Raw genomic sequence first — 15,690 nt, forward strand, 5'->3', positions numbered from 1 at the left:
GTCGAGGAGCGATGCCCCGTCACGCCGTTGTCGATGTCCCCGCCCGGCACGCGCCCGCCGTGCTGACGTCGTTCGCCCTCGCCGCGGTCGCCCACATAGGCCCGGCCGTCACCTGGCTGCCCGGCCTGCGGTACCGCTTCTTCCCCCGGCTCGCGGGGGCCGGCCGCCCCGACCACGTCGCTCTCACGTTCGACGACGGCCCTGATCCGACGTCCACCCCGCGCTTCCTCGACGCGCTGGACGGACTCGGTGTGCGGGCGACGTTCTTCCTGCTCGGGGAGAGCGTCGCACGGCACCCGGCGCTGGCCCGCGAGATCGCCGAGCGCGGCCATGAACTCGCCGTGCACGGCTGGACCCACGACCGGCCCTGGCTGCCCGCTCCCGCACGCGAGACGGCGGACCTGGCCCGCGCGGCCGACGCGGTGGGGCGGGCCGGGGGCCGACCGCCGCGGTGGTACCGCCCCCCGTACGGGATCCTGACGTCCGGCCGCTGGGCCGCCGCCCGCAGGGTCGGGGTGCGGCCGGTGCTGTGGACCGCCTGGGGCAGGGACTGGACGGCCGAGGCCACGCCCGCCTCCGTACGGACGGCGGTCGGGGCCGGGCTGCGTGGTGGTGGCACGCTGCTGCTGCACGACTCCGACCGGCACTCGGCGACCGGCTGCTGGCGTGCGTCCCTCGGCGCCCTGGCCCACATCGTCGAGGACTGCCGCGCGGCCGGACTGTCCATAGGCCCGCTCGCCGAACACGGCACCGGGGCCCTGGACGTCGCTCAGCCGGGCAGCCGCGGCACGCTGTCGATCAGGCGGCGGGTGTAGGAGTGCGCGGGGCGGCCCAGGACCTGGGCGGTGTCGCCCTGCTCGACCACCCGGCCGCGCTCCAGGACCGCGGTCCGCTCGCACAGCGAGGCGACGACCGACAGGTCGTGGGAGACCATCACGAGCGTCAGCCCCTGCTCCTGCTTGAGTTCGGCCAGCAGGTCGACGACCTTCACCCGGGTGGTGACGTCGAGCGCGCTCACGGGTTCGTCCGCCAGCAGGATCCGCGGGGTGCAGACCGTGGCGCGGGCGATGGCGATCCGCTGGCGCTGGCCGCCGGAGAACTCGTGCGGATAGCGGTCCGCCGCGTCGGCCGGCAGGCCCACGCGTTCCAGGGCCTCGGCCACCTTCGGCGCGGCCGTGGCACGGCTGTCGATGCCCAGGGAGCGCAGCGGCTCCGCCACGGTGGCGCCCACCCGGCGGCGCGGGTCGAGCGAGGAGTACGGGTCCTGGAAGACGCACTGCACACTGCGGCGGAAGCGACGCATCTGCCCCCGGTCGCGCAGGGACAGCTCGGCGCCGTCGAAGCGGACCTGGCCGGAGGTCGGGCGGGCGAGCCCCAGCAGCAGCCGTAGCAGCGTGGTCTTGCCCGCGCCCGACTCGCCGACGAGCGCGAGACTGTGTCCGGCCTCGACCGTGAGGGAGACGTCCTCGACCACGTTGTCCGCGCCGCCCCGGTAGCGCAGCGCGACATCGGCCAGTTCGAGCACGGGGGTCGTCGCGTCGGGGACCGGGGTCTCCGTGTCACGTCCGGCGGTCATCGCGCGCTCCTCAAGTCCAGTGCGGACTCCAGCCGCCGGGCGCTGGCGACCAGGGCCTTGGTGTACTCCTCGCGGGGCGCGCCGACGAGGCCGCGCACCTCGCCCTCCTCGACGGCCCGGCCGTCCTTGAGTACCAGGGCGCGGTCGGTCACCTTGGCCACGACGGCGAGGTCATGGCTGACGAACAGCACGGCCATCTCCCGTTCGCGGACCAGGGTGTCGATGAGTTCCAGCATCTCGGCCTGCACGGACACGTCCAGGGCGGTGGTCGGCTCGTCCGCGATGAGCAGCTTCGGATCGCAGGCCAGGGCCATGGCGAGGGCCACGCGCTGGCGCTGGCCGCCGGAGATCTCGTGCGGGAAGGCGCGGGCGATGCGCTCGGGGTCGGGCAGCCGCACCTGTTCGAGCGCGAAGCCCACGGCCCGTGTCAGCTCGGCGCCCTTCAGGCCGGTGCGCCTGCGCAGGGGTTCGGCGATCTGGCGGCCGACGCGCATGAGCGGGTCGAGTGCGGTCAGCGGCTCCTGGAAGACGACGGCGGCGTCCCGGCCGCGGACGGCGGTGAGCCGCTTCTCGGGGGCGCCGACGATCTGGGTGCCCGCGAGTTCGATGCTGCCGGTGGCGGTCATGCCGTCGGGCAGCAGGCCGAGCACGGCGAGCGTGGTCAGGGACTTGCCGGAGCCGGACTCGCCGATGAGGCCGAGCCGTTCGCCGCGCGCCAGGGTGAAGGACAGGTCGTCCACCAGGGTGCGGCCGTCGGTGGTGCGGACGGTCAGCCCGCGGACGTCGAGGAGGGTCATGCGCGCCTCTTGCGGGTGGCCGGGTCGAGGGTGTCGCGCAGGCCGTCGGCGATGAGGTTGACGCCGATGACGAGCAGGACGAGCAGGATGCCGGGGGCGAGCGCGCCCACGGGCGCGGTGGTGAAGGTGGCCTGGGCTTCCTGGAGCATGCGGCCCCAGGAGGCGTTCGGCGGGGGCGCGCCGAGTCCGAGGTAGGACAGCCCGGCCTCGGCCAGTACGGCGAGCCCGAACTGAAGGGCGAGGTTGACCACGAGGGTCGGCCAGATGTTGGGCAGCACATGGGCCACCACGTTCCGGGGCCAGGACGTGCCGGAGGTGCGGGCGGCGGTGATGTAGTCCTGCGCCAGCACCCGCTTGACCAGGATGCGTACCAGCCGGGCGACGACGGCGCTCTGGGCCAGGCCGATCGCGAGGACGGCCGAGCCGAGGGTCGCCGAGCGCGCGGCGACGATGAGCATCGCGAGCAGCAGCGTCGGGAAGGCGATGAGGATGTCGAGGAAGGCGGAGACCGTGTCGTCGAGCCAGCCCTGCGCGAACGCGGCGAGTACGCCGAGTGTGATGCCGAGCGTGGCGGCGATGAGGACCGATCCGAGACCGGCCTCGACGGCGATCCGTGATCCGGTCATCACCTGGGTGAACAGATCGCGTCCGAGCTTGTCGGTGCCGAGCAGGTGTCCGCCGCCGGGTCCGGCCAGGCGTCCGCCGGAGGTGTCGTCGGTGGCGTAGGGCAGCCAGACGAGGGAGACCAGGGCGAGCAGCGCGATGAGTCCGGCCAGGACGCAGCCGACGACGAGGGTGGCCGAGCGCCGGGAGCGGCGTCGGACCGGCGCGGGCTGCTGGGGCCGTACGGGGGTGCGTACGTCTGCCTGGGTCATCGGGCACCTCCGGAGAGCCGGCCGCGCAGTCGCGGGTCGATGATCCGCTGGACCAGGTCGGCGGCGAAGCCGATGAGCAGCACGGCGAGCGTGGAGACGAACAGGACGCCCTGGACGACGGGGTAGTCGTGCTGGGCGATGCCGGTGGCGAGCATCGAGCCGAGGCCGGGCAGCGCGTACACCGACTCCACGACGACCGCGCCGAGCAGGGTCGAGGCGAGTTCGATACCGAGGACGGAGATCACGGGTACGGAGGCGTTGCGCAGCCCGTGCCGCCACATCGCCTGTCCGAAGGACGAGCCGAGGGCGCGGGCGGTGCGCAGGTGGTCGCTGCCGAGGACGTCGAGGGTGGCGGAGCGGACGTAGCGGATCAGGGACGCGCTCATCACCAGGGCGATGGTGAGGACCGGCAGGACGAGGGAGCGGATCGCCTCGGCGGGCTCGGCCCAGCCGTCCTGCGGGAAGCCACCGGCCGGGAGCCAGCCCGCGTTGAGCGCGAACACGGCGATGAGGATCATGCCGAGCCAGAACACCGGGACGGCGATGCCGAGTTGGGAGACCCCGCTGAGCAGGGCCCCGTACCAGGTGTGCCGCTTGTGGGCGGCGACGAACCCGGCGGGTACGGCGATGAGGACGGCCAGGGCGAACGCGCTGAGGGTCAGGGGCACCGTGACGTTCAGCCGGGAGGCGACCTCGGGTCCGACGGGCAGCGAGCTGACGAAGGAGGTGCCGAGGTCGCCGCTCGCCAACTGCCCGAGCCAGTGGGTGAACTGCTCGGGCAGCGGCTTGTCGGAGCCGATGGCGTGGCGGGCCGCGGCGATCTGTTCGGGGTCGGCGCCCACGGAGGTGAGCGCGTTGGCCGGATCGCCGGGCAGCAGGCGCAGCAGGACGAACAGCACGATGCTCGCCAGGGCCAGCGACACCACGAGGAAGGCGAGGCGGCGCAGCAGATAGCGCGTCATCAGCTCTTCTTCTTGATGTCGTAGGCGAAGAACTGGGAGTTGAGGCCGTTGACCGGGTAGCCGGACAGCTTGCTGTTGGCGACGACGATCTGCGGGTAGAGGTACAGCCAGTCGCTGGCCGCGTCCTCGGCGGTCTTGCGGTTGACCTTCTTCAGCAGCTCGGTCTGCCCGGCGGTGGTGGCGGCCTCCTCGGCCTGCTGGACCCACCGCGTGACCTGCTTGTTGTCGTAGCCCCAGTAGAAGTCGGGGTTGCCGTACCAGACGAGGTCGCGGTCGTTGACGTGCTCCTGGAGCGTGGCCGTGAAGTCGTGGTTCTTGTAGACCTTCGTGTACCACTCGTCCGGCGTGATCGTGTTGATCTTGACGGTGATGCCGACCTTGGCGAGCTGGGACTTGATGAAGGTGGCCGCGGTGGGGTGCGGGTCGTAGTTCGGGGTGTCGAGGGTGAAGTCGAAGCCCTTGCCGTACCCGGCCTCGGCGAGCAGCTTCTTGGCGCGTGCCGGGTCGTAGGCGTTGACCTTGGTCAGGTCCTCGTACCAGGGGTCGGTGGGCGGCACCATCGAGCCGATGAGCTTGCCGTAGCCGCCCCAGACGGACTCCAGCAGCTTCTTGTCGTCGATGGCGGCGGAGACGGCCTGGCGCACCCGGACGTCGGTGAACGGCTTGGCCTTGTCGTTGAAGGCGAGCAGCAGCTTGGTGGTGGAGTCGCCGTCGTTGACCTTGTAGTTCTGGTTGTTCTTGAACTGGTCGAGGGCGTCGGGCGACTGCTCGCTGGTGACCACGTCCACGGCGCCGGTCGCCAGGGCGTTGTTGAGCGCGGTGGCGTCCTTGTAGTAGTGGAAGACGGCCTTGCCGTTGGCGGCGGCCTTGCCCCAGTACCCGGCGAACCGGGTCAGGCTGAGCGCGGAGCCGCGGGTCCACTTGTCCAGCTTGTAGGGGCCGGTGCCGTCCTCGGTCGTCTTCAGGTTCTTCGCCTGGGAGTTGATGATCCAGACGTAGGAGAGGTTGTAGACGAAGGAGATCGACTTCTGCGACAGCGTGACCTTGACGGTGTGCGCGTCGGGGGTGGCGATGTCCTTGATGACCTTGAGGTTGGCCTTGCGCGCGGACTGCGAGTCGTCCGCGATGACCTTCTCCAGGCTGTACTTGACGTCCTCGCTGGTGAGCTTCTTGCCGCTGTGGAACGTCACGCCGTCGCGCAGGGTGAAGGTGTAGGTGAGGCCGTCGTCGCTGACCTTGTAGTCCTGGGCCAGCAGCTTCTCGGTCTTGCCGTCGTCGGTGAGCTTGAACAGCCCTTCGTAGACGTTGCCGTTGAGGGCCTCGGTGACGCCCTGGCCGCCGCCCGCGGTGTTGTCGAGGTTCTGCGGCTCGTAGAGGGAGCCGATCTCGACCGTGGCGTTCTTGTCGTAGTGGCCGCCCGAGGCGCTGTTGCCGGAGCCGCCGCAGGCGGTCAGGGTCAGCGCGAGGGTGGTCGCGGTGGCGGTGGCGTACAGGGACGTCTTCTTGAGGCTCATGGCGAAGGGCGCTTTCGTGCTGCGGTGCGGGGAGTTACGGACGATCAGTGCTGGTCGGAGAAGCCGTCGCGGAAGACGGGGCGCTTCTCACCGGCCTGGACGGGCAGGTGGAGGCGGTTCTGCCGCGGCGGCATCGGACAGTTGTACTGATCGGAGAACCCGCAGGGCGGTACGAAGGCGCGGTTGAAGTCGAGCAGGACGCGGTCGTCGTCCTCGGTGCGCTGGACGAAGAGGAAGCGGCCGGCGCCGTAGGTGGTGTCCCCGTTGGTGGGGTCGCCGAAGACGAGCAGCAGGGTGCCGTCGTCGTCGAAGGCGCTGAGGGTGTAGTCGCGGCCGTCGAGGGTGAGCGTGATGTCACCGGGGACGACGAGGTCGCGGGTGCCGCCGTTGTCCCGGATGTGCTCGAAGGACACCCGCCGGGCGCCGGGCACGGGCGTGTACGTCGCGTGGAGCACCCAGGCCGGGTCGTACGGGAAGGCGTCGACGTGGTCGAAGTGGCGGACGGCGGGCGCGTCGGCGTCCCAGAAGCGCAGCCCGTGCTCGGGCTCGCCGGTGATCAGGTCGGTGCGCTGGAGGCTGGTGACGGTCACGCTGTCCGCCAGTCCGGCGCGGGCCGCCTCCGGGTCCGGGCGCTCACCCGCGGGGAGCCAGCGGGTCTCGATCAGCGCGAGGTTCCCGGTGGGCGAGGTGAGGGCTCGACGGCGCTCGGCGCGCCAGGCGTCCCACTCCCCCACGGGGTCGGTGGCGGGCTGGTCGGTGCTGGAGTGGGACACGGTAGGGCTCATTCGCGCAGACGGGATACCGGGTCACGCCGCGTGTATTACGCAACGTGACCACATGGCCAAAGCCTCCCCTTTATCTTCCATAAGCCACCCTAATGTCAAATGAAATGACCCAACCGCCCTGCTCAGCGCCGCCTGGACAGATACGGCGGTTCGGCGCCGTCCGGCGGATCGGGGCTTGCTTCCAGCCGACTCCGCCAGGCGGATCAGGGCCTACTTACGGCCGACTCCACACCACATCGGCAGCGGGCCCGGCGCCGCGGCGCCCTCGCCCTCCGGGCGCCACTCGGGCAGTTGGACGACGCCCGGCTCCAGGAGGTCGGTGCCGTCGAAGAAGCGGGTGACCCCGGCGTGCGTACGCGGCGTGGCGCCCGCGTGTTCGGCGGCCCGCTCGTTGTACGCGCGCATGGACTCGGCGACCTTCTCGGCGCCGATGTCGGCCGCCGGGTGGGAGAGGACGAGGTGGCTGCCGGGGGCGAGCGCGTCGAGGAGGCGCCGGGTGAGGTCGTACGGGTCGTCGGCGTCCGGGACGTACTGGAGGACCGCCACGAGCATGAGGCCCACGGGCTGAGACAGGTCGAGCGTCTTCCCGGCGGCGGCCAGGATGCGGTCCACGTCCCGCAGATCCGCCTGGAGGTAGTCCGTGCTCCCTTCCGAGGCACTGACCAGCAGCGCCTGGGCATGGGCGAGGACGATCGGGTCGTTGTCGACGTACACCACACGTGAGCCGGGGTCGACGCGCTGCGCCACCTCGTGGGTGTTGTCGGCCGCCGGGATCCCGGTGCCGATGTCGAGGAACTGCCGGATACCGGCCTCCCCCGCCAGATGCCGGACGGCCCGCCCCAGGAACGCCCGGTTGGCCCGGACCGCGGGGACGATCTCCGGGTTGGCCGCGGCGGCCAGCTCGGCCGCCTCGCGGTCGGCGAGGTAGTTGTCCTTGCCGCCCAGCCAGGCGTTGTAGACGCGCGCGGGATGCGCGACCGAGCTGTTGATCGGCACCATCGGACCCGTCGGCCGCTCGTACATCCTGACCCGCTCCCCTCACCGTGGTCGACCTTGTGCCCCGCACGGTAGCCCATGTCGAACAACTCTCCGACTCCCAGAGGGAGTTGCCGATCACCCCGGCGAGTCTCCGGCGGCAGCCGCCTGCCGACCGCAGCCGGTCTCGGGCGACACCGCCCGACGGTCCGCGCCCCCGACCCCATAGAATTGCGGGGTTTGTCCCATCCCCGTCGACGATCCGTACGGAGTTCCCGTCATGCACAGCCCCCACGATCCGTACGTCCGCGTTCGCGGTGCCCGGGAGCACAACCTCAAGGGCGTCGACGTCGACATCCCCCGGGATGTCGTGGCCGTGTTCACGGGGGTGTCCGGGTCCGGGAAGTCGTCGCTGGCGTTCGGCACCGTGTACGCGGAGGCGCAGCGTCGCTACTTCGAGTCGGTCGCGCCGTACGCACGGCGGCTGATCCACCAGGTGGGCGCGCCGAAGGTCGGGGAGATCACCGGACTGCCGCCCGCCGTCTCGCTCCAGCAGCGCCGCTCCACGCCGACGTCCCGCTCCTCGGTCGGCACGGTCACGAACCTCTCGAACTCGCTGCGGATGCTCTTCTCCCGCGCCGGTGACTATCCGCCGGGGGCCGCGCGTCTCGACTCGGACGCGTTCTCCCCGAACACGGCGGCCGGTGCGTGCCCGGAGTGCCATGGGCTGGGCCAAGTGCACCGTACGACGGAGGAGTTGCTGGTGCCCGACCCGTCGTTGTCGATCCGGGAGGGGGCGATCGCCGCGTGGCCGGGCGCCTGGCAGGGCAAGAACCTGCGGGACATCCTCGACGCGCTCGACTACGACGTGGATCTGCCCTGGCGCGAACTGCCCGCCGAGCAGCGGGAGTGGATCCTGTTCACGGACGAGCAGCCGGTGGTGACCGTCCATCCGGTACGGGAGGCCCAGCGCATCCAACGGCCGTACCAGGGCACGTACATGAGCGCCCGCCGCTATGTGATGAAGACGTTCTCGGACTCCAAGAGCCCGACGCTGCGCGCGAAGGCGGAGCGCTTCCTGGCCAGTGCGCCGTGCCCGGCGTGCGGTGGCAGCCGGTTGCGCCCGGAGGCGCTGGCCGTGACGTTCGCGGGCCGCACCATCGCCGACCTGGCCGCACTGCCGCTGGCGGCGCTGGCGCAGACGCTGGAGGGCGCGACGGGAACCGCGCGTGTCCTCACCGAGGACCTCACCTCCCGTATCGCGCCGGTCCTCGAACTGGGCCTCGGCTATCTGAGCCTGGACCGCGCCACCCCCACCCTGTCGGCGGGCGAGCTGCAACGGCTGCGGCTGGCCACGCAGTTGGTCTCCGGGCTGTTCGGGGTGGTGTACGTCCTCGACGAGCCCTCCGCGGGGCTCCATCCCGCCGACACCGAGGCGCTGTTGACGGTGCTTCAGCGGCTGAAGGCCGCCGGTAACTCGGTGTTCGTGGTCGAGCACCAACTGGAGGTGATGCGCGCCGCCGACTGGCTGGTGGATGTCGGCCCGCGCGCGGGCGAGCACGGCGGGCGCGTGCTGCACAGCGGCCCGGTGGCGGAGCTGGCGGGCGTCGAGGAGTCGGCGACGGCCCGCTTCCTCTTCGACCGCTCCCCCGGCACCGCGCGCCAAGTACGCGCGCCGCGCGGTGAGTTGAGCGTCGGGCCCGTCACACGGCACAACCTCCGCGAGGTGACGGCGCGGTTCCCGCTCGGAGTGTTCACGGCGGTCACCGGTGTCTCGGGCTCCGGGAAGTCCACGCTCATCGGTGAGATCACCGAGGAACTGCCCGGTGTGGAGCGGCTGGTCGCGGTCGACCAGAAGCCGATCGGCCGTACCCCGCGCTCGAACCTCGCGACCTACACGGGCCTCTTCGATGTCGTGCGCAAGGTGTTCGCGGCCACGGACGAGGCGCGCGAGCGGGGGTACGGCGTCGGCCGGTTCTCCTTCAATGTGTCCGGCGGGCGTTGTGAGACCTGTCAGGGCGAGGGGTTCGTCAGCGTGGAGCTGCTCTTCCTGCCGAGCACCTACGCACCGTGCCCGGAATGCGGCGGCGCGCGCTACAACCCGGACACGCTCGAAGTGACGTACCGGGGACGGAACATCGCGCAGGTGCTCGATCTGACGGTCGAGGCGGCGGCGGACTTCTTCGCGGACACCCCGGCGATCGCCCGCAGCCTCGGCACCCTGCTCGATGTCGGCCTCGGGTATCTGCGGTTGGGTCAGCCGGCCACGGAGCTGTCCGGTGGTGAGGCACAACGCATCAAGCTCGCCAGTGAGTTGCAGCGCGGGCGCCGTGGCAGCACCCTCTACCTCCTCGATGAGCCGACGACCGGGCTGCACCCGGCCGATGTCGAGGTCCTGATGCGTCAGTTGCACGGACTGGTCGACGCCGGGCACACGGTGATCGTGGTCGAGCACGACATGTCCGTGGTCGCGGGTGCGGACTGGGTGATCGACCTGGGTCCCGGCGGCGGGGACGCAGGCGGGCGGATCGTCGCGGCGGGCCCCCCGGCCGAGGTGGCGCGGGCGAGCGGGAGCGCGACGGCACCGTATCTGAGGGGTGTCCTGGACGGCCGGTGAGGACCAACACCCGTAGAAGGCTCTGTCTCCGCTCGCCCGCGTGGCCGCCCGGTCAGGGCAGGGCTTCCGTGCCGGACTCGGCCGAACCGCTCTGCTTGGGCACCAGCGGCTGGTCGGCGGCCGTGGGGGCGCCGGGGCGGCTCTTCGCCCAGGCCACCAACTCCGGGTCGGCCAGCGTGTCCACCCAGAGGTCGGCGAGGGCGAGGCCTTCCTTGCTGGGCTGCCGTCCGACCCCGATCACCCGCAGGCCCGCGCCGACCGCGGCCTTCAGGCCGTTGACCGAGTCCTCGACCGCCAGTGTGTCCCCGCCGTCGGCGCCCAGTCGGCGCGCGGCCTCGGCATAGGCGTCGGGGCGCGGTTTGGGAAGCACGTCCGTTCCCGGCACGACGATGTGCCGGAAGTGGGGTCTCAGGCCCACGGACTCGAGGCAGAACTCCACCACGTCCACGGGGCAGTTGCTCGCCACGGCCAGCGGCGCGATCCGGGCCAGGTTCCGCACGAGATCCTGTGCTCCGGCGACCGGGACGGGGCGTTGCGCGACGAGTTCGCGGAAGCTCGCGAGGAGTTGCTCGGTCATGTCCTCGACGGCGTCGGGGCGGTCGGCGAGACGCGCCATGAGGGCGCCGCATTCCGTGTAGTGCAGCCCCTTGCTGCTTTCCGCGAACTCCGCGTCCGGTACGACTCCATAGCCGCTCAGGACGATGTCGCGGGCCTGTTCCCAGTGCCGTTCTGTGTCCACCAGTGTGCCGTCGCAATCGAAGACGACGGCTTGTGGCGTCCAGTCGAAAATACGATGGGATGTCATGTGCTGTGCTGCCGTTCTGGTGCAGGACGGAACTGCCGAAGGGCGGCGCGATCCGCCGGTCAGAGGTCCCGATGTGCCTGCTGAGCCGCCTTCACCGCAGGAAAGCGCGTAAGAGCAGGACGGTCATGGCCGGTTCATGCATGACGGTCACACACCGCGGTCCGCGGTGGTCTCGAGCACATCCGGAACCAGAAACATAACGAACGCTACGCTTGCTCCGAGCGATCGTGGCCATTTGCCACCGCAATACCCACGTGTGGGTGACGCTCAGCAATAGCGCAGCAGGCCCGTCGCGGTCTTCGTATCGCCTTGCCGCATACGGAAGAAGGCGAGGGATCCGTATACGGAGCAGTGAATGGCGGCGGGGGGTGCGTGTTCGGTGAAGCGCGCTGCCGTCATACGGCAGGAGACAGGGCGGAGCAGCTTCCCTCCGCTGCGCAGGGCGATCGCCTGCCGGGCCGCCTCCAGCAGGGCCATCCCGGGCACATGGTCCGTGCCATGGTCGAAGAAGAAGGGATGGCGGGGGTCGGCGGGGTCCACCAGGACGCGGTCGCCGTCCTGGGAGACGACGACGTCCGACGCCGACTCGAGCCCCAGCACGGTCGGTTGGGGGCGTACGCCCTGGTGCCGGGTCGGCACGGCCGTAGCGGCCCGGGAGCGCAGGGCGTCGTAGAGCCGGGCGTCCAGGAAGCGCGCCCCGCCCTCGGCGTGGGCGAACAGCCGCCCGTCGGCGAAGAAGTCCACCCGCATCCGCAGCCCCGTCACCGCGTTGCCGCGTCCGCCGGTACGGACGTCGCCGACGGTCGCGAGACAGTCGATCTCGCCCGCGCCGTACGGCGCCCTGGGCTCGGCCGCCGGGTCGAGCCGGAAGGAGAGGTCGCCGATCAGGAAGCGGGCCGTGTGCGGCACGCCGAAATACCGCAGCGGAACGCAGATGCCGAGCTGGCGCAGTGTCTCGACGATCATCCAGGGGCTGTGCCGGTCGTCGCGCCCGCGAGGGAACGTGGGGTGCGAACGCGTCCATGCGGCAGCGGCGCAGAAGGTGAGCGGACCGCTGGCGCGCACATCCGTCAGCAGGACCTCGGCCACCGAGATCCGGTGCACCCACTCACGCTCGACGGTCCTTGAGCGGTCGAGAGCGGAAAAGGGAGCGGGGGCGGCTTGGGGGGAGGCGGTCGTCGATTCCCCTGCGTTCCGCGTTTGCTGCCCGGTATCCATAGCAAAAGGCTAATAAGACTATTGCCGTTTCCGCATGCCCGGTTTTCGTTCTCGCACCCCCGGGCCGCTACATTCCTCCTCGCGACTCACCGACAGACAAGGGAACACACGTGCAGGATCGGGCGGAAGCAACCCGCAACGCGGTACTCCATGCGGCGGCCGAGCTGTTCTCCGAACGGGGATACGCGGCGACCAGTATCAGCGACATCAGTGAACGGTCCGGGCGTACCAGCGGGGCGATCTACTTCCACTACACGAACAAGGAACAGCTCGCCCTGGCCCTGGTGGACGCCCATTTCTCGGCCTGGCCCGCGGTGATCGCACGTCATGACGCCACGGCCGGCCCCGCGCTGGAGAAGCTGGTGGGGCTGAGCTTCGCGGTCGCCCGTACCTTCCGCGACGACGTCCTGGTCCGCGCGGGCGCCCGGCTGTGGACCGAGCGGAAGTCCATCGACATCGAGATGCCGTTGCCCTTCGTGGACTGGATCACCACGGTCGAGCGGCTGCTCGCCCAGGCGCGGGCCGCGGGAGAACTCGCCGCCCAGGCGGAGCCCAGCCGCGACGCCCCCAATCTGGTCGCCGCGTTCTTCGGGCTGCACACCCTCTCCGACGTCCTCGACGACCGCATGCTGATCGAGGACCGGCTGGCCAACTTCTGGCTGCTGCTTCTGCCGGGCCTCCAGGCCGATCCGGCGCCCCGGGCCCTGCTGGCCAAGGCGGGCGGCCGGGTGACGGTGGGCCACCCGGCCCGCGTGACCGACAGCCCTCGGGCCCGCAGAGCATGAGTGAGGCGGCCAGGTCCGTGGCCCGGCCGCCTCACTCACATCACGCTCTCGCTCCGGCCGCCGGTGGTCTCAGCGGCCGGAAGCGGTTCACACCGACTGGAGCTTCGCGCGGAAGTGCCGCAGGATCGGGGACTGTTCCACGATCCGGTAGCCGCGCACGGACTCCGCGTTCTTGGCGATGCGCGCCAGGGTCTCACCGATGTGGTCGTAGTGGCTGCGCGTGTAGACACGCCGCGGCAGGGCGAGCCGGACCAGCTCGTACGGCGCGCTCTTGATCGGGTTGCCGGCCTCGTCCTCCTCGCCGAGGTAGAGGGAACCCAGCTCGGCCGCGCGGATGCCGCCTTCCAGGTAGAGCTGGCAGGACAGGGCCTGGCCGGGGAACTGGTGGGCCGGGATGTGCGGCAGCAGTCGTCCGGCGTTCAGGTACACGGCGTGCAGCCCCGGAGGCTCCAGGATGTCGACCCCGGCGGCCCGGACGCGGTCCGCGAGGTAGCGGGCGGCGTCCTCCCGCTCCGCGAGGTAGGCCGGCTCGGTCACCTCGCGCAGACCCTGCGCGATCATGTCGAGGTCACGCCCGGCGAGGCCGCCGTAGGTCGCGAAGCCCTCGGTGGCGATGAGGAGCTGTTCACACTTCTCGGCGAGTTCGAGGTCGTTCAGGCCGACGAAGCCGCCCATGTGGACGATGGCGTCCTTCTTGGCGCTCATGACACAGCCGTCGGCCAGCCGGAACGCCTCCTCCGCGACCGAGCGGGGGGTGCGGTCCCGGTAGGCGGCCTCGTGACGGGTCACCAGCCAGGCGTTCTCGGCGAACCGGGCGGCGTCCAGGAACATCGGAACGCCGTAGCGCCGGCACATCTCCGAGGTCTTGTGGAGGTTCTCCATGGAGACCGGCTGACCGCCGCCGCCGTTGTTGGTGATCGTCATGACCACCACGGCGACCTTCGGGCCGTCCGTCGCGCCGAGGTAGCGCTCCAGCGCCTCCAGGTCGATGTTGCCCTTGAACGGCTCGTGGCTGTCCAGGTTCTTGGCCTCGGGGCAGGGCAGGTCGACGGCCTGGCAGCCCGCGAGCATCACGTTGGCCCGGGTGGTGTCGAAGTGGGTGTTCGACACGACGATGCCGCCGGCCTGGAGAAGCGTCGAGAACAGGATGCGCTCGGCGGCGCGGCCCTGGTGGGCGGGCAGGATGCGCGCGAAGCCGGTCAGCTCCTTCACCGTCTCCTCGAAACGGTAGAAGGAACGGGAGCCCGCGTAGGACTCGTCACCGTCCATCCCGACGGAGAGCTGCGCGGCCGACAGCGCGCCGGTGCCCGAGTCGCTCAGCAGGTCGATGGTGACCTCGTCGGCCCGCAGGTCGAACGGGTTGTGGTGCACCCGCTCCAGGGCTGCTTCGCGCTGCTCACGGGTGGTGATCGCGATGGGTTCGACGACCTTTATGCGGTACGGCTCCACGCTGCTCCTCGTTCCTGCTTCTGGGTGTTCTGCTGGGGGGCTGATGTCTGACGGCCGGGGTCGGCCTGTTCTTCGGCGGGCACCGCCCGGGGGGACGGCACGACGGCCGGCGGCGGGACCTCGTACGCCTCGGAGGAGATGTACGTGGTCACCCGCGGCGCGCGGCCCTGTTCCTGGGCCAGCGCCAGATAGGCGATGAGTCCGCGCCCGTCCTGGGGGGACCGCGCGGTCACGGCGGTCATCGACCGGGCGAGCGCGGCTTCGTCCATGCCGTGGCGGCGCAGTGCGCTGACCGAGCGCGCGTGGGCCTCGCCGTCGTGCCGCACGTAGTCCCTGACCGGGATGTGGAGGGTGAAGCCGGTGGGCTCGCCGCTCGTGGTCCGGGTGAAGGAGTGGCAGGTGAGGGCGGGCTTCCCGGCCAGCCGGGTGTCGTCCTCGGCGGTCGCGTCGTCGTATCCGGCCGCGTTCCGGAAGAACCACTCCGCCGCCTCGTGGTCGAAGCCGGGGTTCCGCCGCGCCAGGGCGCCCGCCTCCGTGGCCGACAGGCTGTGGTGCATGACGTAGACCTTCACCCGGGGGGCTTCCCAGTCGCCCAGGTCCAGGGCGAGGAACGGGTAGCCGTCGGCCGGGGGCAGCGCGTCGAAGGCCTGCCGGTGGCCGAGCCGGTCCAGCGCCTCACGGACCGTCTCGGCGGCCCGGTCGGCCCCGCGCGCCGAGGGGTTCAGGTACACCTTCAGCTTCGGGACGCCGCCGGGGCGCAGCTCCAGCGCGCACCACACCGCGAGGAGGCCCTGCGGGGAGGGCGGGAAGAACAGGTCTTCCAACAGGTCGAGCTTGTCGGTGGCGAAGCCCCAGTCCTTGGCCATCCGCCGGATGACGCTCAGGCCGATACGGCCGTTCTCCGCGAGACTCTCGGCGTCGCACCCCGGCTCCACGAGCACCCGCAGCGCCGGGGCGGTGCCGGGCGTGAAGGAGAGGGAGTACTCCACCGGCGTGTGGTCGTCGGACAGGAAGCTCCGGGAGGGGGGCGGCAGAGCCAGGGAGCGCTCCGCCACGGGACCCAACGCGTCGATCAGAACCCGCGCATACGTTTCTGCGTCGGTTCGGTCCAGCCCCGCGATCTCGCAGAGCCGCAGCAACTGGTCTGCGGCGAACCCGCCCAGCTCCTTGACTCCGAGAGTCTCCCGGCCGTCGGACCGGGAGGCGATCACCGCTTCTCCCGGCGACGGCCGGAGGGTTTACCGGGGCCTACGAGGGACACGGAGGCGCACTCCCGGACGGTACGTCGGCGAAGACGGGGCGTGACCGCGGAGTACGCGGCGGAAGTAGCGC

At 71.1% G+C, this 15,690-nt stretch carries 14 protein-coding genes; 3 read left to right on the plus strand and 11 right to left on the minus strand.

The window, feature by feature from the left end; translation table 11 throughout:
• Positions 1-11 precede the first annotated feature (11 nt).
• On the plus strand, positions 12-815 hold the full coding sequence (locus ACZ60T_RS02560; RefSeq protein WP_469663792.1) for a polysaccharide deacetylase family protein: 804 nt from the start codon (positions 12-14) through the stop codon (positions 813-815).
• On the opposite strand, the gene ACZ60T_RS02565 is transcribed toward ACZ60T_RS02560, so the two are convergent.
• From ACZ60T_RS02565 to ACZ60T_RS02595, 7 genes are all read right to left on the minus strand, one after another.
• A complete protein-coding gene (locus ACZ60T_RS02565; protein WP_365630448.1) occupies positions 770-1,576 on the minus strand; it encodes an ABC transporter ATP-binding protein in 807 nt (268 codons plus the stop codon). The genes ACZ60T_RS02560 and ACZ60T_RS02565 overlap by 46 nt on opposite strands.
• A complete protein-coding gene (locus tag ACZ60T_RS02570; protein WP_469663794.1) occupies positions 1,573-2,373 on the minus strand; it encodes an ATP-binding cassette domain-containing protein in 801 nt (266 codons plus the stop codon). Before ACZ60T_RS02570 ends, ACZ60T_RS02565 begins: the two co-directional genes overlap by 4 nt.
• Positions 2,370-3,248: an ABC transporter permease gene (locus ACZ60T_RS02575; protein ID WP_469663796.1), complete on the minus strand. Its 879-nt coding sequence runs from the start codon at positions 3,246-3,248 to the stop codon at positions 2,370-2,372. The genes ACZ60T_RS02570 and ACZ60T_RS02575 overlap by 4 nt, the downstream gene beginning before the upstream one ends.
• Positions 3,245-4,210 carry an ABC transporter permease gene (locus ACZ60T_RS02580; protein WP_469663798.1) on the minus strand — a complete coding sequence of 322 codons (966 nt, stop codon included), beginning with the start codon at positions 4,208-4,210 and terminating at the stop codon, positions 3,245-3,247. The genes ACZ60T_RS02575 and ACZ60T_RS02580 overlap by 4 nt, the downstream gene beginning before the upstream one ends.
• Positions 4,210-5,724 carry an ABC transporter substrate-binding protein gene (locus ACZ60T_RS02585; protein ID WP_365630436.1) on the minus strand — a complete coding sequence of 505 codons (1,515 nt, stop codon included), beginning with the start codon at positions 5,722-5,724 and terminating at the stop codon, positions 4,210-4,212. The genes ACZ60T_RS02580 and ACZ60T_RS02585 overlap by 1 nt, the downstream gene beginning before the upstream one ends.
• 44 nt (positions 5,725-5,768) lie before the next feature.
• Positions 5,769-6,509 (minus strand): DUF1684 domain-containing protein, encoded by a 741-nt coding sequence (locus tag ACZ60T_RS02590; protein ID WP_469663800.1) that lies wholly within the window; start codon positions 6,507-6,509, stop codon positions 5,769-5,771.
• Between the two features lie 210 nt (positions 6,510-6,719).
• Positions 6,720-7,532, minus strand: a complete 813-nt coding sequence (locus tag ACZ60T_RS02595) for an SAM-dependent methyltransferase (protein WP_469663802.1) — start codon at positions 7,530-7,532, stop codon at positions 6,720-6,722.
• A 232-nt stretch (positions 7,533-7,764) separates the two neighbouring features.
• Here ACZ60T_RS02595 and ACZ60T_RS02600 point away from each other — a divergent pair, with 232 nt between their 5' ends.
• The gene (locus tag ACZ60T_RS02600) at positions 7,765-10,101 is read left to right on the plus strand and encodes an ATP-binding cassette domain-containing protein (RefSeq protein ID WP_469663804.1); all 2,337 of its coding nucleotides are present in this window, start codon (positions 7,765-7,767) and stop codon (positions 10,099-10,101) included.
• A gap of 52 nt (positions 10,102-10,153) precedes the next feature.
• Here the strand turns inward: ACZ60T_RS02600 and ACZ60T_RS02605 are convergent, their stop codons facing one another.
• Complete coding sequence (locus ACZ60T_RS02605) at positions 10,154-10,906, minus strand: HAD family hydrolase (RefSeq protein WP_365630424.1); 753 nt, start codon at positions 10,904-10,906, stop codon at positions 10,154-10,156.
• 267 nt (positions 10,907-11,173) lie between these two features.
• Entirely contained in the window at positions 11,174-12,010 is an 837-nt protein-coding gene (locus tag ACZ60T_RS02610) for a ScbA/BarX family gamma-butyrolactone biosynthesis protein (protein WP_469663807.1), read from the minus strand.
• A gap of 224 nt (positions 12,011-12,234) precedes the next feature.
• On the opposite strand from ACZ60T_RS02610, the gene ACZ60T_RS02615 reads away from it, so the two are divergent.
• Entirely contained in the window at positions 12,235-12,909 is a 675-nt protein-coding gene (locus ACZ60T_RS02615; RefSeq protein WP_365630418.1) for a ScbR family autoregulator-binding transcription factor, read from the plus strand.
• Between the two features lie 87 nt (positions 12,910-12,996).
• Here ACZ60T_RS02615 and ACZ60T_RS02620 read toward each other — a convergent pair whose 3' ends face one another.
• Both ACZ60T_RS02620 and ACZ60T_RS02625 read right to left on the minus strand, forming a co-directional pair.
• On the minus strand, positions 12,997-14,358 hold the full coding sequence (locus ACZ60T_RS02620) for a tryptophanase (protein WP_365630415.1): 1,362 nt from the start codon (positions 14,356-14,358) through the stop codon (positions 12,997-12,999).
• Positions 14,340-15,569 carry a tryptophan dimethylallyltransferase family protein gene (locus ACZ60T_RS02625; protein WP_469663810.1) on the minus strand — a complete coding sequence of 410 codons (1,230 nt, stop codon included), beginning with the start codon at positions 15,567-15,569 and terminating at the stop codon, positions 14,340-14,342. The genes ACZ60T_RS02620 and ACZ60T_RS02625 overlap by 19 nt, the downstream gene beginning before the upstream one ends.
• Positions 15,570-15,690: the final 121 nt, after the last annotated feature.

The sequence above is a fragment of the Streptomyces sp. NPDC104371 genome (assembly GCF_055583785.1).

Bases quoted from the DNA above. Each gene is read 5' to 3' on its own strand.
- ACZ60T_RS02605 (WP_365630424.1), bottom strand. From the start codon at position 10,906: ATGACATCCCATCGTATTTTCGACTGGACGCCACAAGCCGTCGTCTTC.
- ACZ60T_RS02575 (WP_469663796.1), bottom strand. From the start codon at position 3,248: ATGACCCAGGCAGACGTACGCACCCCCGTACGGCCCCAGCAGCCCGCG.
- ACZ60T_RS02595 (WP_469663802.1), bottom strand. From the start codon at position 7,532: ATGTACGAGCGGCCGACGGGTCCGATGGTGCCGATCAACAGCTCGGTC.
- ACZ60T_RS02600 (WP_469663804.1), top strand. From the start codon at position 7,765: ATGCACAGCCCCCACGATCCGTACGTCCGCGTTCGCGGTGCCCGGGAG.
- ACZ60T_RS02590 (WP_469663800.1), bottom strand. From the start codon at position 6,509: ATGAGCCCTACCGTGTCCCACTCCAGCACCGACCAGCCCGCCACCGAC.
- ACZ60T_RS02570 (WP_469663794.1), bottom strand. From the start codon at position 2,373: ATGACCCTCCTCGACGTCCGCGGGCTGACCGTCCGCACCACCGACGGC.
- ACZ60T_RS02560 (WP_469663792.1), top strand. From the start codon at position 12: ATGCCCCGTCACGCCGTTGTCGATGTCCCCGCCCGGCACGCGCCCGCC.
- ACZ60T_RS02580 (WP_469663798.1), bottom strand. From the start codon at position 4,210: ATGACGCGCTATCTGCTGCGCCGCCTCGCCTTCCTCGTGGTGTCGCTG.
- ACZ60T_RS02585 (WP_365630436.1), bottom strand. From the start codon at position 5,724: ATGAGCCTCAAGAAGACGTCCCTGTACGCCACCGCCACCGCGACCACC.
- ACZ60T_RS02565 (WP_365630448.1), bottom strand. From the start codon at position 1,576: ATGACCGCCGGACGTGACACGGAGACCCCGGTCCCCGACGCGACGACC.